Raw genomic sequence first — 23,804 nt, forward strand, 5'->3', positions numbered from 1 at the left:
ACCGCCCGGACCTGTGGTCGTGACCGGAGAGCGTGTCCCGCGCCGCCTGTCCTGCCCGGGAAGCGGGCAATGGCACCATGGTGGGGTGACTTCACCGCATCAGACAGCAACGGCCACGCTCCACACGAACCGCGGCGACATCGCGATTGCGCTTTTCGGCAACCACGCGCCGAAGACCGTCGAGAACTTCGTCGGCCTGGCTCAGGGCACCAAGGAGTACAAGACCCAGAACGCCAAGGGCGAGACCAGCGGTCCGTTCTACGACGGCGCGGTCTTCCACCGCGTCATCGACGGCTTCATGATCCAGGGTGGCGACCCCACCGGCACCGGCCGCGGCGGCCCGGGCTACCAGTTCGCCGACGAGTTCCACCCCGAGCTGCAGTTCGACCGCGGCTACCTGCTCGCGATGGCGAACGCCGGCCCGGGCACCAACGGCTCGCAGTTCTTCATCACCGTCGGCCCGACCCCGCACCTCAACCGTCGCCACACCATCTTCGGTGAGGTCGTCGACGCCGAGTCGAAGAAGGTCGTCGACGCGATCGCGACCACCGCCACCGACCGCGCCGATCGCCCGGTCGACGACGTCGTGATCAACAGCATCACCATCTCCTGAGAGAGTTCCCATGACGAACCCCGGCTGGGGCTCCGCGGCCGAGGGTGGTGGCCCGCAACCCCAGCCGCGGTGCGTTCGCCATCCCGACCGCCCGACCCTTCTCGCCTGCTCCCGATGCGGCCGGCCCGCGTGCCCCGAGTGCCTGCGTCCCGCCTCGGTCGGTCAGCACTGCGTCGACTGCGTCGCCGCGGCCGAACGGTCGACACCGCAGGCCCGCACCATCGCCGGCGCACCCGTCCGTTCCGATCGGCCCTCGCCGATCGTGACGTACGTGCTCATCGCGCTGAATGTGCTCGTCTTCGGCATCACCGCCGCGCAGTCGGGCAGCGTGATGACCAACGAGCAGGGCTCGGCGCTGTTCCTCGACTGGGCGTTGTGGCCGCCCATCATCGCCGCGCACGGCGAGTACATCCGGATCCTCGGCAGCGGATTCCTGCACTTCGGCCTGCTCCATCTGGCCGTCAACATGTTCGCCCTGTGGGTGATCGGACGCGACACCGAACTCGTGCTCGGACGCGCCCGGTACCTCTCGGTCTACCTCGTGTCGATCCTCGGCGGGTCCGCCGCAGTGATGTTCATGGAGACCGGAGCGGTCACCGCCGGAGCGTCGGGAGCGGTCTTCGGTCTGCTCGGCGCGCAGGCCGTCATCCTGCTGCGCCTGCGTCGCAGCCCGGCACCCGTGCTGACCATCGTCGGCCTCAACGTGATCATCAGCATCACCGTCCCGGGCATCTCCCTGTGGGGTCACCTGGGCGGTCTCGTCGCCGGTGCCGCCGCGACAGCGGCCCTGCTCTACGCCCCGCAGTATCTCGGTGCCGGCACCGACCGGGACCGCATCGTGCGCACCGGATGGATCGCGCTGGTCGCGGTCGTCGCGGTGACGCTGGTCGCGATCGTGCTCGCCGTCGTGCGGCTACGCGATCAACTGGGTGTCTGATCGGGCGCGAGATCGCGCATCGCCAGCGCGGCGTGCACCTTCCGCGGGTCGGTGCCCAGATCCCACCGGCCGAAGATCATCAGGTTCTCCGTGCCGGTCGCGGGGTCGATCGTGTCGATCTCGAGCATCGGCACGCGCCGCCCGAAGCGCGTGTACTCGACGATCCGCACGCGGTGCAGGGCCGCGCGCGGGAACTCGCGACGACCCGTCAACCGCATCGTCGCGATCCCCGTTCCTCCGGGAAGCACTTCGAGACGCGGACGCTGCCGCAGCGCGAGCGCGACCATCACGAGGACGAGCACCGCCGCGAAACCCACCAGTACGCGACCGGCCGCGTCGGGAACCGCAACCGCGGCGGTCACGGCCAAGGCGATACCGGCGGCCGACAACGCCGCTATCGCGGCGGGCGGCGTCGCCCACCGCAGCGGTGTCTCGTCGGGCATCTGCGTCCTCTTCCGATCCGTTCCCCGGGGACCTCTCACCGGGTTGTGCACAGTGTTATCCCCAGGTGGGGATGAATAACATCGGTGTAACCCGAGCGGGGTGGAGGTCAGCGCCAGTTCATCGTCATGATCAGACCGACCACCATGAACCCGAAACCGATCAGGAAGTTCCAGGCACCGAGATCGTTCATCCATGTGATCTGCTCGGCCGCGAGGTAGTAGACGATCAGCCACAGCAACCCGATGACCATCAGGGCGAGCATCACCGTCACGTACAACGTGCTCGACGGCGTGCCCTTGACCTTCACCGGTGTGCGGCTCACCGTCCGGGTCGCGGAGACGTCCTTCTTGCGAACCTTCGACTTGGGCATGGTGTCCTCGTTCTCACGTCTCCACCCGTCGTACACGGATGGAGTGGTCGGTCAACTACCTGTTGAGATCACGCTAACGTAAGGCCAGGATCGGAGGTACGACGTGTCGGAACGACGACTGCGCGCGCCCGTGTGGGGTGTCGCGACCCTCGCCGTCTGCCTCGTGGCCGGTCTGCTCGTGGGTACCACTCGCGGAGTGTCCGAAGGCGACGAACTGCGCGCCGGCGACTCCCCGCGACTGTCCGATCTGGTCCGGGCCGCGCAGGAGAAGGCCGACGAACTGGCCGCCACCCGAGACGATCTCACTACCCGCATCGACGAACTCCAGGACCGTGCCGCGGTGAACGACGAGGACGTCGCCGCGGTGCTCGACGACCTGTCCGCGATCGAGGACCCGGCCGGACTCGTGGCCCGCCGCGGTCCGGGTGTGACCGTCACTCTCACCGACGCACCCCGCGACGCCAACGGACGCTATCCGTCCGGTGCCTCACCCGACGATCTCGTCGTGCACCAGCAGGACGTGCAGAGCGTGCTCAACGCGATGTGGGCCGGCGGTGCCGAGGCCGTGGCCATGCAGGATCAGCGGATCGTCGCGACGTCGGCACCACGCTGCATCGGCAACACGCTGCTGCTGCACGGACGCACCTACTCACCGCCCTATGTCGTCACCGCGCTCGGCGACCCGGCACGGCTGCAGGCCGCGCTCGACGCCGAGCCCGGTATCCGCATCTACAAGCAGTACGCGGCCCGCTATCAACTCGGCTACACGCAGCAGGCGTCGGAGGATCTGTCGGTCCCCGCCTATACCGGTAGTTCGTCCGCGCGCTGAGCGGTGCCCGGGAGCACTGTCCGAATCGGGCCACCGGGCGGGTCGCCCTCTGCCGGCCACCGGGCGGGTCGCCCTCTGCCGGCCACCGGGCGGGTCGCCCTCTACCGGCCACCGGGCGGGTCGCCCTCTACCGGCCACCGGGCGGGTCGCCCTCTACCGGCCACTGAGTACCCTCGTCTCATGCGCATTCTCGTCGTCGACAACTACGACAGCTTCGTCTTCAACCTGGTCCAGTATCTGGGGCAGCTCGGAACGACGGCCGACGTGTGGCGCAACGATGACGAGCGGCTCACCGCACCGGGTGCTCTCGCGCGGGTCGCGAAGGAGTACGACGGCATCCTCCTCAGCCCAGGGCCGGGCACACCCGAACGCGCCGGGGCGAGCATCGATCTGGTCAAGGCATGTGCCGACAGCAGCACTCCGCTGCTCGGTGTGTGCCTCGGCCACCAGTCCATCGGTGTCGCGTTCGGCGCGACCGTCGATCGCGCCCCCGAGCTGCTGCACGGCAAGACCAGCCTGGTTCGTCACAATGGTGCCGGTGTGCTCGCGGGCCTGCCCGATCCGTTCACCGCGACCCGCTACCACTCGCTGACCGTGCTGCCCGAGACGATGCCCGCCGAACTCGAGCCCACCGGCCACACGGAGACCGGCATCGTCATGGCCCTGCGTCACGCCGAGCTGCCGATCCACGGTGTGCAGTTCCACCCCGAATCGGTGCTCACCCAGGGCGGTCACCGCATGCTCGCGAACTGGCTCGCGGCCTGCGGCGAGGCACCGGACGAGACGCTCGTCGCGCGCCTCGAGGCGCAGATGGCACGCGCGCTCGACGGCGGAGCCGCCTGACGCACCCCATTTCCGACGAGAAAGGCGCCGGTCCTTCGAGGATCGGCGCCTTTCGTCGAAAGCTCGTTCAGCGGATGCCGAGCACACCGACGCCCACGGTGAGGGGCTGGTTTTTCGAGATCTCCGAACCCGGCGGCTGGGCCTGCGTGATCACGGTGCCGACGAGATCGACATCGAGTGTCGCCTCACGCGTCTGCTGGAGCTGAGAGGCGTTGCCCGTCCAGCCGGCGCCGCGCAGAGCGGCGAGTGCATCCGACACCGACCGGTTGGTGACGACGGGCATCTCGATGCGGTCGCCGTTGGACACCCGCACCGTCACCGTCGACCCCTGTTCGGTGGAGGCGCCACCGGCCGGACTCGTCGAGACGACGGTGCCCTCGGTCTCGCTGGAGTCGATGTTCTCGACGACGACCTCGAAACCGGCACCCTCGATGTTGTCGCTCGCCACCTCGACGGTTTGGCCCACGACGTTGGGGACGCGCACCAGTTCGGGGCCGGATCCCAAAGTGATGGTGATGGGGCTGTCGCGGTCGACGCTGGCTCCCGCACCGGGGCTCTGGTCGACGACGAGGTCCTCGTCGTCGGCATTCGACGGAGCACGTCCGACGTTCGGGTCGAGCCGGAGACCGGCGGCGGACAGCTCCTGGGCTGCGCGTTCCTGCGTCATGCCTTCGAGCCGCGGGATCTGCACCTGTTCCGGTCCTGTCGAGACCTCGAGGGTGACGGTCGAACCCTCCTCGGCCTGGCTCCCGGGCACGGGACGGGTGTTGATGACGTTGCCGTTCGCGACGACCGGATCGCTCTTCTGCTGGATCGAGACCCGGAAGCCGGCGTTCTGCAGCTGGCTCTCGGCGAGCTCGGCGGAGACGTTGCGGACGTCGGGCACCGTGACCTGGGCGGCCGTCGAACCGGGTCCGAGCGACCACAGGAAGACGCCGACGATACCGACCACGGCGAGCGCGGCGATGCCGAGCAGCACCTTTTTGAGAACTGAGCCGCCGCCGGAATCCTCGGCGGGTGCCCCGGCGGCACCGGCGGCCGCGACGCGGCCGTGCCGCCCCGTGTTGTTGTCGACGGAGTCGATCAGCGTCGTGCGGTCCTCGTCGGTCATCACCATCGGCGCACTCGGACGCTGCCCGCTCAGCACGCGGATCAGGTCGCTGCGCATCTCCGCAGCCGACTGGTAGCGGTTCGCGGGGTTCTTCGCCATCGCCTTGAGGATCACCGAGTCGAGCTCGGGCGGCACCGACGAATTCACCGATGACGGCAGCGGCGGATCCTCCCGCACGTGCTGGTAGGCCACCGCGACGGGCGAGTCGCCTTTGAAGGGGGGCTCGCCGGTGAGGATCTCGAACAGGACGCAGCCCACCGAGTACACGTCGGACCGGGCGTCGACCTGTTCACCGCGCGCCTGCTCCGGGGAGAGGTACTGTGCGGTGCCGATCACCGCGGCGGTCTGCGTCATCGGGCTCGCGGCGTCGGAGATGGCCCGGGCGATGCCGAAGTCCATGACCTTCACCGCGCCGGCCTTGTTGATCATGACGTTGGCCGGCTTCACGTCGCGGTGCACGATCATGTTGCGGTGGCTGAAGTCCAGGGCCGCGCACACGTCGGCGATGATCTCCATCGCCCGCTTGGGGGTCATCGGCCCGTCGGCGCGCACGATGTCGCGCAGCGTGTCGCCCTCGACGTACTCCATGACGATGTACGGGAGCGGCCCGGCCTCGGTCTCGGCCTCACCGGTGTCGTAGACGGCGACGATCGCCGGATGGTTCAGCGCAGCGGCATTCTGCGCTTCGCGCCGAAAGCGCAGGTAGAACGTGGGGTCGCGTGCGAGGTCGGCGCGCAACACCTTGATGGCCACATCCCGGCCGAGCCGCAGATCCCGCGCGAGGTGCACCTCGGACATACCGCCGAAGCCGAGGATCTCACCCAGCTCGTAGCGGGAGGAGAGCTTGCGGGGTGTGGTCATGACGTTCCTTGGTTGTTCGTACCGTTGCTGGTTTCGGATGAATTGTCGTCCCCTCCACCGGCGGCCTCGGGGTCGGTCTCGTCGTCGCCGTTACCCTCCGCGCCGCCCGTGCCGCCGTCGCCGCCACCCGTGTCCTCCGCTGTGGTGGTGGTCGTCGTCGTGGTCGGGGCGGTCGTGGTGGTGGGCGGTTGCGTCGTGGTCGGCTCGGTCGTCGGCTCCACCGTGGTCGTCGGCGGCTGCGTCGTCGTCGTGGTCTGAGGAGGCGTGAAGGTCTCCGTCTCGACGGGCGGCGGCAGCGGCACGAACGTCGTCGTGGTGGTCAGCGGCGGACGGGTCGTCGTGGTGGTCGCGCGGGTCGTGGTGAGTTGCGTCGTCGGAGACGGAGCGCGCGGGGTCTCCTCGTCGTCGCCACCCAACAGCACGATTCCCAGCGTCACGAGGGCGAGCACCACTGCCGCACCTGCGGCCCAGGCCAGCGCTGTGGGACTCGGGGACCGTCGTCCGTCATCGTCGGCGGGCACTCCCGTAGTCGGCGGACCTGCCACCGGCGGACGGCCGGCGGTCGGCGGCTGAGCCGAGCGGGGAACCGACGAATAGGCCGTCTGGTCGTACTGCGTCGGGTGCAGGGCACGGGTCGAAGAAGTGTGGGCCGTCGTCCCGGGCACGCCGGGCGGAAGCACGCGGTTGGCGCTGGTCACCGGCGGCACGTTGCCGGGCGGGGGCACGGGCCGTCCGGACCGCACCGCAGCGACGGCGTTGGCGAACTCGCCACCGTTCGAATAGCGGTAGGCCGGGTCCTTCGACATCGCGATCTCGATGAGTTCGCGCACCTCGGGCGGAAGATCCGTCGGCAGCGGCGCCGGGGTCTCCTGGACATGCTTCATCGCGACCGTCACGACGCTGTCGCCGAGGAAGGGGCGGCGTCCCGACAGCACCTCGTAGCCGACGACGGCCAGCGAGTACACGTCGCTCGCGGACGTCGCCTCCTGACCCAGTGCCTGCTCGGGAGCGATGTACTGCGCGGTGCCCATCACCATGCCGGTGCGGGTGACCGGGGAGGCGTCGACCGCCTTCGCGATACCGAAGTCGGTGATCTTCACCTGGCCCGTCGGGGTGATGAGGATGTTGCCGGGCTTGACGTCGCGGTGCACCACGCCGGCGTTGTGGGCCGCCTGCAGGGCGCGTCCGGTCTGCTCGAGCATGTCGAGCGCGTGCGGCAGCGACAGGCGTCCGAGCCGCGACAGGACGGCGTTGAGCGGTTCGCCGTGTACGAGTTCCATCACGAGATAGGCGATGGACTGGCCCTCGGCGTCGGTGGTCTCGCCGTAGTCGAACACCCCGGCGATGCCGGGATGGTTGAGCTGGGCGGTGGTGCGGGCCTCGAAACGGAACCGGGCGAGGAAGTCCTCGTCGCCGGACAACTCGGCCTTGAGGACCTTCACCGCGACCCGCCGGTCGAGGCGGGNTCCGCCGGTCGCGATGAGTCGCTGGAGACGGTAACGGTCGGCGATCATGGCGCCGCTGCTCAGAGCCATGTCAGCCTCCCTGTAATCCGGCCGAGATGACGGCCCGTCCGATCGGGGCGGCCACCGAACCGCCGGTCGCGGCGAGAGCTCGGTCGCCGCCGTCCTCCACGATCACCGCGACGGCGATGCGGGGTTGTTGTGCAGGTGCGAATGCGATGTACCAGGTGTGCGGCGGGGTGTTCCGCGGATCGTTGCCGTGTTCCGCGGTGCCCGTCTTCGACGCGATCTGCACACCCTGGATGGCACCGCCACCGCCGGCGTTGTTCTCGGCACCGATCATCAGGTCGGTGAGGGTCGCCGAGACCTCCGGCGAGATCGCCTGGCCCAGCGATTCGGGCTTGGTCTCCTCGAGCACCGTCAGGTCGGGCCCCTGCCGACGGTCGACGAGATACGGCTTCATGCGCACCCCGCCGTTGGCGATGGTCGCGGCGATCGACGCGTTCTGCAACGGAGTAAGGGCCACATCCCGCTGGCCGATGCTCGACTGGCCGAGTGCCGCGCCGTCCGGGATGGGGCCGACGGTGCTCGCCGCGACGGGCAGCGGGACGTCGAGGGTCTCGCCGATGCCGAGCTTCTCCGCCTGCGAGACCAGGGCCTCGCGTCCGTCGTCGATGCCCATCTCGACGAAGGCCGTGTTGCACGACCGCGCGAACGCCTCCCGCAGCGTCACCGTCGATGCGTCGCCGCACGCGGCCCCGCCGTAGTTCTCGAGGGTCGTCGCGGTGTCGGGCAGGGTGATCTGCGGCGCTGCGGTGAACTGCGTGTCGGGGGTGACGCCGTTCTCGAGCGCGGCCGCCGTCACGACGACCTTGAAGGTCGAGCCCGGAGGGTAGGTCTGGGAGATCGCGCGGTTGAGCATCGGCTTCTCGGGATCGGCGTTGAGCTCGTCCCAGGCCTGCGAGGTCGCGGCGCCGTCGTGTCCCGACAACCGGTTGGGGTCGTAACTCGGCGTGCTCACCATCCCGAGGATCCTGCCGGTGCTCGGTTCGATCGCGACCACCGAGCCCGTGTAACCCTTCGAGGTCAGCTCGTCGTAGGCCACCTGCTGAACGACCGGATCGATCGTGGACACGACGTTTCCGCCGCGCGGGTTGCGGCCCGACACCAGGTCGAACAGTCGACGTCCGAACAGCAGGTTGTCGGAACCGTTGAGCAGCGAATCCTCGGACCGTTCGAGTCCGGTGCTGCCGTATTGCATCGAGTAGAAGCCGGTCACCGGCGCGTAGGCCAGCGGGCTCATCGGCTGGGTCGGCGGCGCCGGGTATTCGCGCAGGTACTTGTAGCGGCTGTCGGTGGGCACCGACACCGCGAGAGCCTGACCGGCCGCGACGATCTGTCCGCGCTGACGGGAGTACTCGTCGATCAGCACACGCGAGTTGCGCGGATCGGTACGGAGATCGTCGGCCTTGATGACCTGCACGTAGGTGGCGTTTGCGAGCAGCGCGACGACCATGAACATCACGGCCATCGCGACCTTGCGGAGCGGACCGTTCATTCGCGCCCCATCATTTCCGTCTTGGCCTCGGCGATCGGCGTGGGCGCTTTCTTACGGGGGATCGCGGGTTGGCGGGCAGCGTGCGAGATCTTCATCAACAGAGCCAGGAGCAGATAGTTTGCGAGCAGCGACGAACCACCGTAGGACACGAACGGTGTGGTCAGGCCGGTCAGGGGGATCAACTTCGTGACACCGCCGACCACCACGAACAGTTGGACGGCGAGGGTGAACGACAGGCCGGCGGCGAGCAGCTTGCCGAAGCTGTCGCGCACCGCCAGCGCCGTGCGCATGCCGCGGACGACGAGGATCAGGAACAACAGCAGGATGGCGGCCAGGCCGATCAGGCCGAGTTCCTCACCGATCGCGGCGACGATGAAGTCGGTCTTCGCGAACGGCACCTGCCCCGGCCGTCCGCTGCCCAGGCCGGTGCCGGCGACTCCGCCGGTCGCGAGACCGAACAGCGACTGGGAGATCTGGTAGCCGGTGTTGTTGTAGTCGGCGAGCGGATCGAGCCAGGTCTCCACGCGCACCCGCACGTGACCGAACATCTGGTACGCCGCGTAGAAGCCGACGGCGAGCAACGAGAATCCGATGATCAGCCAGCCGACACGTTCGGTCGCGATGTAGAGCATCACCAGCACGGTGGTGAACAGCAGCAGCGACGTGCCGAGGTCCTTCTCGAAGACCATCACACCGATCGAGATGATCCAGGCCGCCAGGATCGGGCCGAGATCGCGGGCGCGGGGGAAGTCCATCCCCAGGAAGTGCTTGCCTGCGGTGGTGAACAGGTCGCGCTTCGCCACCAGGACCGATGCGAAGAAGATGATCAGCAGGATCTTCGCGAACTCGCCGGGCTGGATGCTGAAACCGGGCAGCCGGATCCAGATCTTGGCGCCGTTGACCTCGGAGAACCTGCTCGGCAGCAGGGCCGGGATCGCGAGTGCGATCAGGCCGATGAGACCGAGCGTGTAGCTGAACCGCGCGAGCAAACGGTAGTCGTGCAGGAACACGAGCACGACGATGAACAGCGCGATGCCGAGCGCCGTCCACAGCACCTGCTGCGTCGCATCGGGCGACGGCGGCGGCAGGCCCATGTAACGGGCGTTCTCCTGATCGGACAGGTCGAGCCGGTGGATGAGCACGAGTCCGAGACCGTTGAGCAGCGCGACGATCGGCAACAGCAGGGGATCGGCGTACTTCGCGAAGCGCCGGACCGCGAGGTGCGCGGCGAGGAACAGCGCAGCGAAGGTCACCCCGTACTTGAGCAGGTCGAGGGTCAGCGCCTGCTCCATCGAGACCTCGACGAGCATGAGCGACACCGTCGTGACACCGATGGCCGCGACGATCAGGGCCAGTTCGGTGTTGCGCCGGGTCGACTGGACGGGCGCCGGGGCGAAACCTCCCGGAGGGCTCGGGAAGTCCCCCACACCATGGGACACCGACATCAGGCGCCCACCCTGCAGTTCTGACCGGGGATCTGGGGCGCGGGCTCGGGAGCCGGCTCCGTGTTCGGAGCGGGTTCGCCGGGAGTCGGCTCGCCGGGAAGCAGTTCGCCGGGCTGGGAGGCCGGTGCCGGTTGGCCCGGCTGCGGCTCACCGGACGCCGGCGGCTGCACCGTGGGTGTCTCGGTGGGCGGGGTGCCGTTCGGTCCGGGCGTCGGCGTCGGCTCTCCCGGGCCGGGGGCCGGTGCGGGAGCGGGCTCGGGTTCCTCCGGGGTGCACACCGGCAGCAGGTCCAGTTCGGCGAGCCGCTGCATCTGCTCGCGGGTGTCGTCCAGCGACCCCGACGGAAGCCCGGCACGGACCTGCTCGCGAGCGGCGGGCCACAGGTCGTCGACGAGCATGACCCGGCACGACGCGCTGTTCGGATCGACGAGCGTGAGGTCGCCCTCGTCGGTGACGCACCCGACGCGCGCGGCCTCCTGCAGCGAGTAACCGAAGACGTCGCCGGGGATACCGCGCAGCACGGTCACGCGACCGTCGTCGGCGCCGACGTAGTAGTTGTTGCGGATCAGCTGGCGGCCGACGAACAGGCCACCGACCAGCACCGCGATGATCACGACGGCGGCGACCGGCCACCACAGGCGGCTGCGCTTCTTCTTCGGCGCCGGTTCCGGGGCCTTGTTGATGACCCGCTTCGGGGTGGCGCGCGGTGGCCGCATTGCGGCGGCGCGACCCGCTGCGGTGTTCGGCGGGGGAGTGTCCTCGTCGTCGTCCGCGGATGCCGCTCCGGCGACGATGGGATGCGACTGGCCGTAGTCGAGATCGATCACGTCGGCGACGACCACGGTGACGTTGTCGGGGCCGCCGCTGCGCAGCGCCAGCTCGATGAGCCGGTCGGCGCACTCGTCGTGCGTGCCCTGTCGCATGGTGTCGGCGATCGTCTCGTCGCTGACGACGTCGGACAGACCGTCGGAGCACACGAGGTAGCGGTCGCCGGCGCGGGCCTCGCGCACGGTGAGGGTCGGTTCGACCTCGCTGCCCGTCAGGGCGCGCATGATCAACGACCGCTGCGGGTGCGTGTGCGCCTGCTCGGGGGTGATGCGGCCCTCGTCCACGAGCGACTGCACGAAGGTGTCGTCGCGGGTGATCTGGGTGAGCTGGTCGTCGCGCAGCAGATAGGCGCGGGAATCGCCGATGTGGGCGAGTCCGAGTTTGCTGCCTGCGAAGAGGATGGCCGTGAGCGTCGTGCCCATGCCGTCGAGTTCGGGCTCTTCCTCGACCTGGTCGGCGATGGAGGCGTTGCCTTCGCGGACGGCCGCGGCGAGCTTACCGAGGAGGTCGCCGCCCGGCTCGTCGTCGTCGAGGTGGGCGAGCGCCGCGATCATCAGCTGTGAGGCGACCTCACCGGCCGCGTGGCCGCCCATGCCGTCGGCGAGGGCGAGCAGGCGGGCACCGGCGTAGACGGAGTCCTCGTTGTTGGAGCGCACGAGGCCGCGATCGCTGCGGGCGGCATATCGGAGTACGAGGGTCACGGGCGGAGCTCGATCACGGTCTTGCCCACCCGGACCGGGGTTCCGAGCGGGACACGGACAGCGGTGGTGACCTTCGCGCGGTCGAGATACGTGCCGTTCGTCGACCCCAGGTCTTCGACGTACCAGTCGGAACCTCGTGGCGACAGGCGTGCGTGGCGCGTGGATGCGTAGTCGTCGGTCAGCACGAGTGTGGAGTCGTCGGCACGGCCGATGAGAACCGGCTGGGTGCCGAGCGTGATCCTCGTGCCGGCCAGCGCGCCCTGCGTGACCACCAGGTACTTGGCGGTCTTGTTACGGCTCAGCGTCGGCAGCACCGACTGCTTGGGCGAGTAACGCGGGAGCGGTCGCGCGGCACCGGCGTAGATGTCGGACCGGAGCGTGCGCAACACCGCCCATACGAACAACCACAGCAGGAGGAGGAATCCCGCTCGGGTCAGCTGCAGAATCAGCCCCTGCACGGTGCATCCTCCTTCGGGGTAGTCGACCGGTCGTGTTCCAGGTCGTGCGGTCACTCACAATACGGACACCGGACGACTCCATGCAGCGTCCGACGCGCTGTCACACGCGTCGGACGGTATGAACGGGTCCGGTGGGTCCTTCGATACCGGCTGATCAGAGGATGCGCACGAGGATTTCGGAGTGCCCGGCGCGAATCACGTCACCATCGGCGAGCTGCCAGTCCTGCACCGAGGCGCCGTTGACCGTCGTGCCGTTCGTCGACCCGAGATCGGAGAGCATCGCGACCTGGCCGTCCCAGCGGATGTCGATGTGGCGACGCGAGACGCCGGTGTCGGGCAAGCGGAACTGTGCGTCCTGGCCGCGGCCGATGATGTTGCTGCCCTCGCGGAGCTGGTAGTAGCGGCCGCTGCCGTCCTCGAGCTGGAGCGTTGCGGTCAGCACCCGGCCGGCGGCGGGGGACTGGTAGCCGGCCTGCTGGTAACCCTGGTCGTAGCCGGGGGCCGCGGCGGCGTAGCCCTGGTCGTAACCGCCCTGCTGCGCGCCGTACTGCTGGTCGTAACCCGGCTGTGCGTAGCTCTGCTGGCCGTAGGCCTGCTGGTCGTAGCCGCCCTGCTGGTAGCCCTGGTCCTGGTAGGCCTGGTCGTAACCGGGCTGTGCGTAACCCTGCTGGCCGTACGCCTGCTGGTCGTACCCGCCCTGCTGCGGGTAGTCCTGGCCGTACGCCTGCGGCTGGGCGCCTCGAGCGCCGTAGGCCTGCTGGTCGTAGCCACCCTGCTGGTCGTAACCGCCCTGCTGGTAGTCCTGCTCGCTGTAGGCCTGGCCGTACGCCTGCTGGTCGTAACCGCCCTGCTGGTCGTAACCGCCCTGCTGGTCGTAACCGCCGGGAGCCTGGTCGTAGCCGGCGTTGCCGTAGCCCTGGTTGTAGCGCTGCTCCTGGCCGACGTGCGCGTGACCGTTGCGTGCGTACTGCGGTTCCGCCTCGGCGGGGTCACGGCTGGGGTCGTAGCCGGGGTTCTGCGTCATTGGGCCAGCTCCTGGTTCAGAGGTCACGGGTGGGCGGTTCTGCGGGTTCCGCGGTGACGGAGCACGCGTCGCTGAGCGCCCCGCATCGGGATCTACCGAGCCGCGAGTCCGGAACTGCCCGGTGTGCAGTGCCGACGACGACTCGAAGACGACTTGGATCTCACCGTATGTCTGCCATCCCTGTTCTCGGATGAAGTCCTCAAGGTGACGGGAGAATGCCTTCACAGTCAAGTCCCGATCCGCTGCGAGGGCGTCGTGATCGGTTTCGCTGATCGTGATGACGTAGTGATTGGGGGCGAGCATGTGGCCCCGATCGAGCTGTCGGACGCCGTCCGTTGCCTCCTGCTGCAGCGCCGCCTCGACTTCCTGGGGCACGACGCCGCCGCCGAACACGCGGGCGAAAGCGTCGCCGATCGCGGCCTGGAGTTTGCGCTCGAAGCGCTGGGCGATGCCCATGGCGACCCCCTTTCCGTACTCAGCGTGTCGCAATGCAGATCTCGTCACTGCATGGTATCCACTTTTCCCCGGATTCGACCCTGCGGTATGCGGCACGTCTCGCCCGGATGTGCTCGGCGATCGAGCCGGAAGTGTTCGCGGCCCTCTGACCAGGCGAATAGTTGTTCGGCTCCGGTGTGTGTTACTGTTTTCGGCGTTGCTCGGGCGAGTGGCGGAATGGCAGACGCGCTGGCTTCAGGTGCCAGTGTCCTTCGGGACGTGGGGGTTCAAGTCCCCCTTCGCCCACAGTGTGCAGTTCCACGAACTGCGACGGACGAGGTCACGAACTCTTCGGAGATCGTGACCTCGTTTTCGTTTGTCCGGCCCCGATCCGATGCCCTTTTCGGCCGTGCTTTACTGGGGCGGTGATGGCCCGGTGACTCCCAACACGGCAGATATCGGCGCGATCCTCATCAGCTCGCGCTCCCTGGACGAGTACCGGTCGATGTTCGACCTCTCCGACGACGATCTGTCGCGGAGGATCCTGGACTGCCCGGCCGGCGCGGCGGGCTTCACCGCCGTGGTGAACCGCCTCGGTGGTGACGTGACGGCCTGCGACACGGCCTACTCCGACTCCGACGCTGAGCACCTCACCGTCGTTGCCGCTGCTGAGGCCGAGCGCGGGAACCGGTACATCCGGGACCACGCCGAGAACTACGACTGGACGTTCTTCGCCGACCCCGACGAACACGCACGGGTGCGGCGGCAGGCGGTCCGGGATTTCGCCGAGGACATCCGTCGGCATCCGCACCGATATGTCGCCGGGTGGTTGCCGTCCCTGCCGTTCCCCGATGCGGCATTCGATCTCGTGCTCAGTTCGCACCTGCTGTTCAGCTACGCCGACCGACTCGACCGCACCTTCCACCTCGACGCGATCCGGGAACTGATGCGTGTCGCCCGGGACGAACTGCGCATCTTCCCGCTCGTGGAGTCCGGAACCTCGGTCCTCTGCCCCTACCTGGACGAACTGCTCACCGATCTCCGGGAACACAGCATCGACGGTGAGGTCGTGGAGGTCGACTACAGATTCCAGAAGGGCGCCCACCACATGCTGGTGTGCCGCCGCACCGGGTTTCCCTGAGCGAAAGGAAGGGCGCAGGGTGGCCGCGCCCTTCCCGATCCGGCTACTCGCTCGACCAACTCCGCGGTACCGGCACTCCGGTGGGTACTCGTGTCCGTCGATTGCCGTGCGCGCCGGCGAGTTGCGGTCCGGTGAGATACAGCGCGAGACCGGCGCACAATGGGAGATGGGGGTAGGAGGTCGTCATGCGTGCTCTGAGTGGCCTACTGAATGTCGTGCTCGGACTTCTCACCGCCCTGCTCGGCACCGTTCTGGGGATCGTCGCCGCCGTGGTGATGCTCCTGGGTGCGGTGTTGTGCGTGACGATCCTGCTGATCCCACTGGGTATCCCTGTCATCCGGCTCTCCCGCCGGCTGTTCACCCTCGCCGGGAAGATGATGCACGTGCCGTGACGTCCCGCGACGAATCGGCTACGAGGCGCTCGATCGCCTCGTGAGGCGCTCGGGCATGTCGTCCACCGGCTACGGAACCTCTTCGGAGCGGCCCCGCATTTTCGAGGGATGCTGGGCACTCTTGCAGCCATCACGATGTCATGCGCCTCTACCTGCGCAAATAGCCTGCGCAGTCTGTTGGTTGCCGTGCATACCCTAGGGGGGTATGGTATCTGGCAGGACGACCGACGCGACAAGGACGATTCCGATGCCGAATACCCCGAGCGAGACCGTGCACACCGATGCCGTCGCACACGACGACGCGCATCAGCACAGCTATATCGCCAACAACACCAAGGCCGACTACCTCAAGCGACTGCGTCGCATCGAGGGGCAGGCCCGCGGCCTGCAGCGGATGGTCGAGGAAGAGAAGTACTGCATCGACATCCTCACGCAGATCGCGGCGATGAAGAAGGCCCTCGAGGCCGTCGCGCTCGGTCTGCTCGACGAGCACATGGCGCACTGCGTGGCCGGTGCCGTGCGCGCCGGCGGCGACGAGGCCGACCTCAAGTTGAAGGAAGCCGGCGACGCCATCGCGCGACTCGTCCGTTCCTGATCGTCCAGACCCGTATCCGAGGAGTTTCCATGAGCCGGACCAGCACCTACACCGTCACTGGCATGACCTGCGAGCACTGCGTCGCGTCGGTCACCGAAGAGGTCCAGGAGATCCCGGGCGTCGAGAACGTCGCGGTCGATCTGGCCACCGGTGCCGTCACCGTCACGAGCGCCGAGTCCCTCGACGATGCCGCCGTCGCGGCCGCCGTCGAGGAGGCCGGCTACAGCCTCGCATGAACACCCCGGCCAAGCTCACCGGCTTCGTCACCGCCGTAGCCGCTGTCTTCGGTATCGCGTTGCTCGTCGGCGCGGCCGTCGGCCCGGTGGAAGAGCAGACCGAGGATCCGACCGCGAGCGCCCACGACGCCGGTCACGGTAATGGCACCGTCACCGGCAGCGCCGCCGAAACACCTGCTGTGGAGGAGATCCCGGGAGGTCTGATGACGTACCGGAACGGTTATGCCCTCGCACTCGCCGAGACCGACCTCGAGTCGGGCGAGGACAGGAACCTGACATTCGCGATCAACGGTCCCGGCGGCGCGCCGGTGACCGACTTCGACGTCACCCACGACAAAGAGCTGCACCTGATCGCCGTGCGCCGCGACTTCACCGGATTCCAGCACGTCCATCCCGTGCTCGACGAGAACACCGGCATCTGGTCCGTCGACGTCGACCTCACGCCCGGCACGTGGCGGGTCTTCACCGACTTCACACCCACCGGGGGAGAGTCGCTCACGTTGGGCACCGACCTCGCGGTGGCAGGCGAATTCGTTCCTGCCGCACCGCAGGCCGACAACCGCACCGCAACCGTCGACGACTACGAGGTCACCCTCGACGGCGACCTGTCGTCGGGCAGCGACGCGATGCTCACCCTCACGGTGAGCAAGGACGGACGGCCGCTCACCGACCTGCAGCCCTATCTCGGTGCCTACGGACACCTGGTGGCGCTGCGCGGCGGCGACCTCGCCTATCTGCACGTCCATCCGGACGGGACACCCGGCGACGGCACCACACGACCCGGTCCCGAGGTCGTCTTCCACACCTCCGTCCCGAGTGCCGGCACCTATCACCTCTATCTCGACTTCCAGCACGACGGAGTGGTTCGCACCGCGGCCTTCACCCTCACCGCCGGAGGCACCGGCGAGGTGCAGCCGGGGTCCGGCGCACACGGTGACCACAGCCATTCCGGCCGCTGACGGCCCATTCTTCCGAGGAGACGCACATGACCACGCAGAGTCAGCCGGTCGCCGCCGAATCGATCGAGCTCGCCATCACCGGCATGACCTGCGCATCCTGCGCCAATCGCATCGAGCGCAAGCTCAACAAGCTCGACGGCGTCACCGCGACCGTCAACTACGCCACGGAGAAGGCGAAGGTCAGCTACCCCGACGACGTGACACCCGAGGATCTCGTCACGGTCGTCGAGCAGGCCGGCTACGGCGCCGCACTGCCGCCGCCGTCCGCGCAGGCGACCGGCCGGACCGGTGACGTGCCCGAATCCGATCCCGTTGCGCCGCTTCGTCACAGGCTCGTCGTTTCGGCGATCCTGACGGTGCCGGTGATCGCGATGGCGATGATCCCGGCCCTGCAGTTCACCAACTGGCAGTGGCTTTCGCTCACCCTCGCCGCGCCGGTCGTGGTGTGGGGTGCCTGGCCCTTCCACCGGGCGGCGTGGATCAACCTGCGTCATGGCACGTCCACCATGGACACGCTCGTGTCGCTGGGAACCCTTGCCGCCCTAGGGTGGTCGGTCTACGCCCTGTTCTGGGGAACGGCGGGTGAACCGGGGATGGTCCACCCGTTCGAGTTCACCATCGCGCGGGGCGACGGCAGCGGCAACATCTATCTCGAGGCCGCGGCCGGTGTCACGACGTTCATCCTCGCCGGGCGCTACTTCGAGCAACGGTCGAAGCGACGTGCCGGCGCCGCCTTGCGTGCCCTGCTCGAACTCGGAGCCAAGGACGTCGCGGTCCTCGGACCGGACGGGACCACCGAGACCCGAATTCCGTTGGAGCAGTTGGCGGTCGGAGATCTGTTCGTCGTGCGCCCGGGCGAGAAGATCGCCACCGACGGTGTGATCGAACGGGGCACGTCGGCGGTCGACGCGTCGATGCTGACCGGTGAATCGGTTCCCGTCGAGGTCGGTGTGGGCGACAGTGTCGTCGGCGGAACGGTCGACGTCGGTGGACGACTTGTGGTGCGCGCGACCCGCGTGGGCTCCGACACCCAGCTCGCGCAGATGGCGAAGCTGGTGGAGGACGCCCAGAACGGCAAGGCCCAGGTGCAGCGTCTGGCCGACCGGATCTCCGGCATCTTCGTGCCGATCGTCCTGCTGATCGCGGCCGGCACCCTCGGTTTCTGGCTCGGCACCGGCAACGGGCCCGCGGCGGCCTTCACCGCGGCGGTCGCCGTGCTGATCATCGCCTGCCCCTGCGCTCTCGGCCTGGCCACCCCGACCGCGCTGATGGTCGGTACCGGTCGCGGCGCTCAGCTCGGCATCCTCATCAAGGGCCCCGAGGTCCTCGAATCGACCCGCTCGGTCGACACCGTGGTCCTCGACAAGACCGGCACGGTCACCACCGGCCGGATGACCCTGCGCGAGGTCGTCGCCGACGACGGTGAGAACGCCGACGAGGTGCTGCGGTACGCCGGGGCACTCGAGTCGGCGTCGGAACACCCGATCGCACGTGCCGTCAGCGATGCTGCTGCGGACAGGTTCGGCGGCCTGCCCAAGGTCGAGGACTTCACGAACGTCGAGGGTCTCGGTGTCCAGGGAGTGCTCGTCGAGGGCGACACCAGCCGCGCGGTGCTGGTGGGACGCCCGAAGCTGCTGGCCGACTGGTCGCAGCACCTCTCCGAGAAGCTGCAGCAGGCGTTCGAGCAGGCCCAGAAGTCCGGTGGCACGGCCATCGCCGTCGGCTGGAACGGAAAGGCCCGCGGCATCGTCGTCGTGGCGGACGCAGTCAAGCCGACCTCCGCGAAGGCCGTCGCCGAACTGCGGGAACTCGGCCTGCGTCCGATCCTGCTCACCGGCGACAACGCCGCCGTCGCGCACACCGTGGCGGCCGAGGTCGGCATCGACGAGGCCGACGTGATCGCCGACGTGCTGCCCACCGACAAGGTCGACGTGGTCGAGCAACTCCAGCGCGAAGGCGCGGTGGTCGCGATGGTCGGCGACGGTGTCAACGACGCCGCGGCGCTCGCCCGCGCCGACCTGGGCCTGGCGATGGGCACGGGCACCGACGTCGCGATCGAGGCGAGCGACCTGACGTTGGTCCGCGGCGACCTCATGGTCGCGGTCGACGCCATCCGGTTGTCGCGCCGGACGCTGACGACGATCAAGGGCAACCTGTTCTGGGCGTTCGCATACAACGTCGCGGCACTGCCGCTGGCGGCCGCGGGCCTGCTGAACCCGATGCTCGCCGGTGCCGCGATGGCGTTCTCGTCGGTCTTCGTGGTCTCCAACAGCCTGCGACTGCGACGGTTCCGCGCACACGCGGCCTGACCGCTTTCGGCTGCAGGGAGGAGGACGGCCTGTCAGGATCGGATCCATGACACAGCAGTCCTCCTTCCGTGCCCTGGTCGTCGACGACACCGACGACGGCCAGGTGGCACAGTTCCGCGAACTGACCGACACCGACCTTCCCGACCACGACGTCCTCGTCGAGGTCGAGTACTCCTCGCTGAACTACAAGGATGGTCTCGTGGTCGCGGGACCGCAGAAGATGGCGCGACGCACCCCGCTGGTCGCCGGAGCCGATCTCGCCGGGACCGTCCTCGAGAGCAGCAATCCCGACTGGAAGCCGGGCGACCGCGTCGTCGTCAACGGCTGGGGTCTGTCCGAGACCCAGTCTGGCGGGTACACCCGGCGCCAGCGTGTGAAGCCCGAATGGCTCGTGCGCATCCCCGACGCCTTCTCCACCCGCGACGCCATGGCCATCGGCACCGCCGGCTACACGTCCGCCCTGTGCCTCGACGCGCTCGAGCGGTACGGGATCGCATCGGACGCGGAACTGCTCGTCACCGGCGCGGCCGGTGGCGTCGGGTCGATCGCCGTCGCCCTCGCCGCTGCCGCGGGACACACGGTCGTCGCCGCGACCGGCCGTCCCGAGACCCACGACTTCCTGAGCGAACTCGGTGCGTCGTCGTTCGTCGACCGCGCCGAACTGCAGGGCAAGGGCCGGCCCCTGGGCAAGGAACGCTGGGATGCCGCGGTGGACGCGGTGGGCGGTTCGACGCTCGTGAACGTGCTGTCGCAGATCCGCTACGGCGGTGCCGTCGCCGCGTGCGGTCTCACGGAGTCGCCGTCGATGCCCGATGCCACGGTGATGCCGCACATCCTGCGCGGCGTCGCCTTGCTGGGCGTCGACTCGGTGATGGCGCCGGCTCCGCTGCGCCGGTCGGCATGGGATCGTCTCGCCCGCGATCTGCCTGCGAGCACCCTGGATTCGCTGTCGCGGGTCGAACCGCTCTCGGACGTCCCACGACTAGCCGAGGAGATCCTCGCGGGCAAGGTGCGCGGCCGGGTGGTCGTCGACGTCACCGCCTGAGAACGGTTCCGGAGAACGACCGGTAGGCAGCCACTTCGACAAGTGACTGCCCACCGGGCCGAGACGGACGGACGCTACGAGGACGCGTGGACCTCGCGCTCGTTGGGCACGCAATGCGTCATCTGTAATCCGGTCACATCACGGGGACCGTTCTTGCCGAGATTCGCTGCGCGTTGCAGTTCGTCCTCGTCGAGGGTCTGGCTCTGCAACGGAGGTAGATCCCGTACGTCGTCGGCACTGATATCGAGTCCGTCGCCGACGCGTTGTCCGAGCTCGTCGTCGCACATGAAGAAGTGCCACACCATCCGCTCCTGCACGTCGCGGACGGCCTGACCGATACCGTCGACGAGGTTCTTCACCAGGTCGTCCTTCTCCCACTGCTCCATGAGCTGGTAGCGCTGACCGGCCTGCTCGTAGTCGTTGGTACGCGGAATACGTTTGCGCGTGAGACGACCCCGGATCTCCGGCCCCTGATCGTCGTGGGTCGGGAACTCGGCCTCGCGCAGACCGCCGGTGATGGACGGTTCGTAGTTCACGTGCGGGTTGTCGCCGACATCGTCGACGCCGTATGCCATCGGTCCGCCCTGCTGATTGGTGGCCACGTGGGCGTTCTTCGCCGAGTTGACCGGAAGTTGCAGGTAATTGGGACCCACCCGGTAACGCTGCGTGTCGGAATAGGAGAACGTGCGTCCTACGAGCATCTTGTCGTCGGAAAAGTCGAGTCCGTCGACGAGGACGCCGGTGCCGAAGGAGATCTGTTCGTTCTCGAGGAAGTGGTTCTCGACGTTGCGGTCGATCACCATCCTGCCGACCGGCATGGCGGGGAATTCGTTCTCCGGCCAGACCTTCGTGTCGTCCAGGGGGTCGAAGTTCAACTCCGGATGGTCGTCGTCGCTCATCATCTGTACGCGCAGTTCCCATTCGGGATGGTCACCGCGCTCGATGGCCTCGTACATGTCCTTGCTGGCATGCCCGAGATCGTGCGCCTGAATGGCCGCCGCGTCGTCCTCGGTCAGGCTCTTGACACCGATCTTCGGAATCCAATGGTATTTCACGAGGTGTGTCACGCCCTCGGCGTTGACCCACTTGTAGGTGTTGACCCCGAAGCCCTGCTGAGTCCGGTAGTTGGCCGGAATGCCCCGGGGACTGAACAGATTCACCAGCATGTGCATTGCTTCGGGGGTCTGCGACATGAAGTCGAAGATGCGTGCGGGTTCCTGCCGGAAAGTGACGGGGTCGGGCTTCAGCGAATGGATGACGTCGGGGAACTTGATCGCGTCGCGAATGAAGAAGACCGCGAGGTTGTTTCCGACAAGATCCCAGTTACCGTCCTCGGTGTAGAACTTGACCGCGAAACCTCGTGGATCGCGGGCGGTTTCCGACGAGTCGCGTCCACCGATGACCGTGGAGAGCCGGATGGCGACGTCGGTCCGCTTCCCCGGCTCGGCGAAGAGTTTCGCGCGCGTGTAGTTCGTGATGGGTTCATCGCCCCATTTCCCGGTGGCTTCGAAATATCCGTAGGCGACGAAACCGCGCGCGTGCACCACTCTTTCCGGAATGCGTTCTCGATCGAAATGGCTGATCTTTTCGAGGAACTGATAGTTCTCCAGCGTCGCGGGTCCGCGTGGGCCCACCGTCCTCTGATTCTGGTTGTCGTATACGGGATGGCCCTGGCGGTTCGTCAACACACGTCGGTCGTCTCTCCGGGCCGGGCCCTGCGACGAAACATCGGTCACGGTGTTCTCCCCTCGGATGCAGTTGATGGGCTTTCTCGTAATCGAGTTGTCGACCGTCCTGTGCGGGGGCGACATCCTCTCACTATTACGTTCTTTCCGGGTTCTCGTCGGCCTTTCGCGAACAACAACCCGGATGCCCGACAACCGGCGCACCGTCTACACGATCAACTCGCGGTCTCCGCGTTCGGCAGTTGTTTCGGTGAGGCGGAGTCCGGATCGGTCCGCCGACCGAAGGCGAGCCAGAGCAGGAATCCGAATCCGGCCGTGACGTAGAGCGTGCCGAGCAGGTGCTGCCATGCGGCCCAGCCGAGTTCGAGATCGCCTCCCGTGGGGAACAGGTGGTGCGGGCCGATCAGGAAAACGAGCGTGACGCCGACGGCGATCGCGGTGAGTCTCTGCGCATCGGTTGCGCGCCCCGCCGCTAGTGCGAGGGCCAGCAGTGCCGGCGCGACCCACACCCAGTGGTGCGACCACGACACCGGCGACGCCAGCAGCACGGCCGTCGCGTTCGCGAACAGGGCGAGCACGAGATCGCCCTGCTCGAGGGCACGGCGGATGGCCACCACCGCGACCAGCAGCATCACCGCGACGGCCAGCAGCCACAGCACGGAAGCCATGAGTTCGGGCGGCCCGAAGCGGGAGATCACGGCCTTGAAGGACTGGTTGGTGGCGAAGTACGCCGCGCCGATCCGGCCGGTGTCGGGCAGGGTGTCCAGCCAGTACTTCGCGGAGGTCGCGGGCATCACGGCGAATGCGAGGGCGGTGAACCCGAAGGTCGACGCGATGATGATGGCACTGGTCCGCCGGTCGCGCCGCAGCAGGAACAGCAGCAGGAACGCGATGGGCGTGAGCTTGACGGCGGCGGCCAGTCCGATCAGCATTCCGCGCGGCCACTTCGGGGTCTTCACCAGGACGTCGAGGGCGACGAGCGCCATCAGGACGAGGTTGATCTGCCCGAACGAGATCGTCTCACGCACGGGTTCGAGCAACAGTGCTCCGGCGACCGCGACCGCGGTGACGATCCACGCCGTCCGCGCCTCGAAGTCCGGACGGAGCCGGTCCAGCACGACCCGTAGGGTGACGACGAGCGCGGCGACCGAGACGAGGGTGAAGACGATCTTGCCGAACGTCACGGGGATCAGCGCCAGGGGAGCGAAGAGCATCGCCGACAGCGGCGGGTAGGTGAACGGCAACGCGAAGTCATCGGTCACCGGAGGCATCTGCCCGTAGATGTCGGCGCCGTCGAGCAGGACCCGCGCGCCCATCCGGTAGACCAGGAAGTCGATGAGTTCGCTTCTGACGAGGATCGCGATGAGCACACCCGCGGAGACGAGCGACGCGATCACCGCGACGGCGGTACCGCGAGATCCGGTGAGGAACGGAGGCGTCGTCGAACCGGTCGGAGTCAGCCGTGATTGTCGCACCCGGCAACTTTAGTCAATTCCGATATTCGTTCCGGTCCGACGTGGGG

General features: G+C 68.0%; 22 protein-coding genes and 1 tRNA gene. 12 read left to right on the plus strand and 11 right to left on the minus strand.

Features of this window, described 5'->3' with window-relative positions; translation table 11 throughout:
- The first annotated feature begins 85 nt into the window (after positions 1 to 85).
- Complete coding sequence (locus QR64_RS05735; RefSeq protein ID WP_024102562.1) at positions 86 to 613, plus strand: peptidylprolyl isomerase; 528 nt, start codon at positions 86 to 88, stop codon at positions 611 to 613.
- A 10-nt stretch (positions 614 to 623) separates the two neighbouring features.
- Positions 624 to 1,550, plus strand: a complete 927-nt coding sequence (locus QR64_RS05740; RefSeq protein WP_006550936.1) for a rhomboid family intramembrane serine protease — start codon at positions 624 to 626, stop codon at positions 1,548 to 1,550.
- Here QR64_RS05740 and QR64_RS05745 read toward each other — a convergent pair.
- The gene (locus QR64_RS05745) at positions 1,535 to 1,993 is read right to left on the minus strand and encodes a PH domain-containing protein (protein ID WP_039584447.1); all 459 of its coding nucleotides are present in this window, start codon (positions 1,991 to 1,993) and stop codon (positions 1,535 to 1,537) included. The genes QR64_RS05740 and QR64_RS05745 overlap by 16 nt on opposite strands.
- Positions 1,994 to 2,100: 107 nt before the next feature.
- On the minus strand, positions 2,101 to 2,364 hold the full coding sequence (gene crgA, locus QR64_RS05750; protein ID WP_006550938.1) for a cell division protein CrgA: 264 nt from the start codon (positions 2,362 to 2,364) through the stop codon (positions 2,101 to 2,103).
- A 103-nt stretch (positions 2,365 to 2,467) separates the two neighbouring features.
- On the opposite strand from crgA, the gene QR64_RS05755 reads away from it, so the two are divergent.
- Positions 2,468 to 3,193 (plus strand): DUF881 domain-containing protein, encoded by a 726-nt coding sequence (locus QR64_RS05755; RefSeq protein WP_039584449.1) that lies wholly within the window; start codon positions 2,468 to 2,470, stop codon positions 3,191 to 3,193.
- A gap of 180 nt (positions 3,194 to 3,373) precedes the next feature.
- Positions 3,374 to 4,036: an aminodeoxychorismate/anthranilate synthase component II gene (locus QR64_RS05760; protein ID WP_006550940.1), complete on the plus strand. Its 663-nt coding sequence runs from the start codon at positions 3,374 to 3,376 to the stop codon at positions 4,034 to 4,036.
- Positions 4,037 to 4,103: 67 nt separating this feature from the next.
- On the opposite strand, the gene pknB is transcribed toward QR64_RS05760, so the two are convergent.
- The 7 genes from pknB to QR64_RS05795 form a co-directional block, all read right to left on the minus strand.
- Positions 4,104 to 6,008: a Stk1 family PASTA domain-containing Ser/Thr kinase gene (gene pknB / locus QR64_RS05765; RefSeq protein ID WP_006550941.1), complete on the minus strand. Its 1,905-nt coding sequence runs from the start codon at positions 6,006 to 6,008 to the stop codon at positions 4,104 to 4,106.
- Positions 6,005 to 7,473 (minus strand): serine/threonine-protein kinase (locus QR64_RS05770; RefSeq protein ID WP_235367018.1); only part of this gene is annotated, 1,469 nt, incomplete at its 5' end. The genes pknB and QR64_RS05770, both read right to left, overlap by 4 nt.
- 71 nt (positions 7,474 to 7,544) lie before the next feature.
- The gene (locus QR64_RS05775; RefSeq protein WP_006550943.1) at positions 7,545 to 9,029 is read right to left on the minus strand and encodes a peptidoglycan D,D-transpeptidase FtsI family protein; all 1,485 of its coding nucleotides are present in this window, start codon (positions 9,027 to 9,029) and stop codon (positions 7,545 to 7,547) included.
- Positions 9,026 to 10,474, minus strand: coding sequence for an FtsW/RodA/SpoVE family cell cycle protein (locus QR64_RS05780; RefSeq protein ID WP_006550944.1), 1,449 nt, complete (start codon positions 10,472 to 10,474; stop codon positions 9,026 to 9,028). Before QR64_RS05780 ends, QR64_RS05775 begins: the two co-directional genes overlap by 4 nt.
- The gene (locus QR64_RS05785; protein WP_006550945.1) at positions 10,474 to 12,003 is read right to left on the minus strand and encodes a PP2C family protein-serine/threonine phosphatase; all 1,530 of its coding nucleotides are present in this window, start codon (positions 12,001 to 12,003) and stop codon (positions 10,474 to 10,476) included. The genes QR64_RS05780 and QR64_RS05785 overlap by 1 nt, the downstream gene beginning before the upstream one ends.
- Positions 12,000 to 12,461, minus strand: coding sequence for an FHA domain-containing protein FhaB (locus QR64_RS05790; RefSeq protein ID WP_006550946.1), 462 nt, complete (start codon positions 12,459 to 12,461; stop codon positions 12,000 to 12,002). The genes QR64_RS05785 and QR64_RS05790 overlap by 4 nt, the downstream gene beginning before the upstream one ends.
- A gap of 154 nt (positions 12,462 to 12,615) precedes the next feature.
- Positions 12,616 to 13,941 carry a DUF3662 and FHA domain-containing protein gene (locus QR64_RS05795; RefSeq protein ID WP_039584452.1) on the minus strand — a complete coding sequence of 442 codons (1,326 nt, stop codon included), beginning with the start codon at positions 13,939 to 13,941 and terminating at the stop codon, positions 12,616 to 12,618.
- 202 nt (positions 13,942 to 14,143) lie between these two features.
- Between QR64_RS05795 and QR64_RS05800 the strand changes: the two genes are divergently transcribed.
- The 8 genes from QR64_RS05800 (at position 14,144) to QR64_RS05835 (ending at position 20,597) form a co-directional block, all read left to right on the plus strand.
- Positions 14,144 to 14,226: transfer RNA gene (locus QR64_RS05800), tRNA-Leu, on the plus strand.
- A 130-nt stretch (positions 14,227 to 14,356) separates the two neighbouring features.
- Complete coding sequence (locus QR64_RS05805; protein ID WP_039584453.1) at positions 14,357 to 15,061, plus strand: methyltransferase domain-containing protein; 705 nt, start codon at positions 14,357 to 14,359, stop codon at positions 15,059 to 15,061.
- A gap of 185 nt (positions 15,062 to 15,246) precedes the next feature.
- Positions 15,247 to 15,453: a hypothetical protein gene (locus QR64_RS05810; RefSeq protein ID WP_033098101.1), complete on the plus strand. Its 207-nt coding sequence runs from the start codon at positions 15,247 to 15,249 to the stop codon at positions 15,451 to 15,453.
- A 247-nt stretch (positions 15,454 to 15,700) separates the two neighbouring features.
- Positions 15,701 to 16,048, plus strand: coding sequence for a metal-sensitive transcriptional regulator (locus QR64_RS05815; RefSeq protein WP_033098102.1), 348 nt, complete (start codon positions 15,701 to 15,703; stop codon positions 16,046 to 16,048).
- Positions 16,049 to 16,077: 29 nt separating this feature from the next.
- Positions 16,078 to 16,284 carry a heavy-metal-associated domain-containing protein gene (locus QR64_RS05820; RefSeq protein WP_039584454.1) on the plus strand — a complete coding sequence of 69 codons (207 nt, stop codon included), beginning with the start codon at positions 16,078 to 16,080 and terminating at the stop codon, positions 16,282 to 16,284.
- On the plus strand, positions 16,281 to 17,243 hold the full coding sequence (locus QR64_RS05825; protein WP_039584455.1) for a hypothetical protein: 963 nt from the start codon (positions 16,281 to 16,283) through the stop codon (positions 17,241 to 17,243). The genes QR64_RS05820 and QR64_RS05825 overlap by 4 nt, the downstream gene beginning before the upstream one ends.
- A gap of 26 nt (positions 17,244 to 17,269) precedes the next feature.
- Positions 17,270 to 19,552 carry a heavy metal translocating P-type ATPase gene (locus QR64_RS05830; RefSeq protein ID WP_039584457.1) on the plus strand — a complete coding sequence of 761 codons (2,283 nt, stop codon included), beginning with the start codon at positions 17,270 to 17,272 and terminating at the stop codon, positions 19,550 to 19,552.
- Positions 19,553 to 19,598: 46 nt separating this feature from the next.
- Complete coding sequence (locus tag QR64_RS05835; RefSeq protein WP_019290439.1) at positions 19,599 to 20,597, plus strand: MDR family oxidoreductase; 999 nt, start codon at positions 19,599 to 19,601, stop codon at positions 20,595 to 20,597.
- Between the two features lie 74 nt (positions 20,598 to 20,671).
- Here QR64_RS05835 and QR64_RS05840 read toward each other — a convergent pair whose 3' ends face one another.
- Both QR64_RS05840 and QR64_RS05845 read right to left on the minus strand, forming a co-directional pair.
- Positions 20,672 to 22,333 (minus strand): catalase, encoded by a 1,662-nt coding sequence (locus QR64_RS05840; protein ID WP_039584459.1) that lies wholly within the window; start codon positions 22,331 to 22,333, stop codon positions 20,672 to 20,674.
- A 164-nt stretch (positions 22,334 to 22,497) separates the two neighbouring features.
- Positions 22,498 to 23,757, minus strand: a complete 1,260-nt coding sequence (locus tag QR64_RS05845; protein ID WP_039584461.1) for a glycosyltransferase 87 family protein — start codon at positions 23,755 to 23,757, stop codon at positions 22,498 to 22,500.
- Between the last annotated feature and the right edge of the window lie 47 nt (positions 23,758 to 23,804).

The sequence above is a fragment of the Rhodococcus sp. Chr-9 genome, assembly GCF_000801125.1.
Lineage (GTDB): Bacteria > Actinomycetota > Actinomycetes > Mycobacteriales > Mycobacteriaceae > Rhodococcus > Rhodococcus pyridinivorans.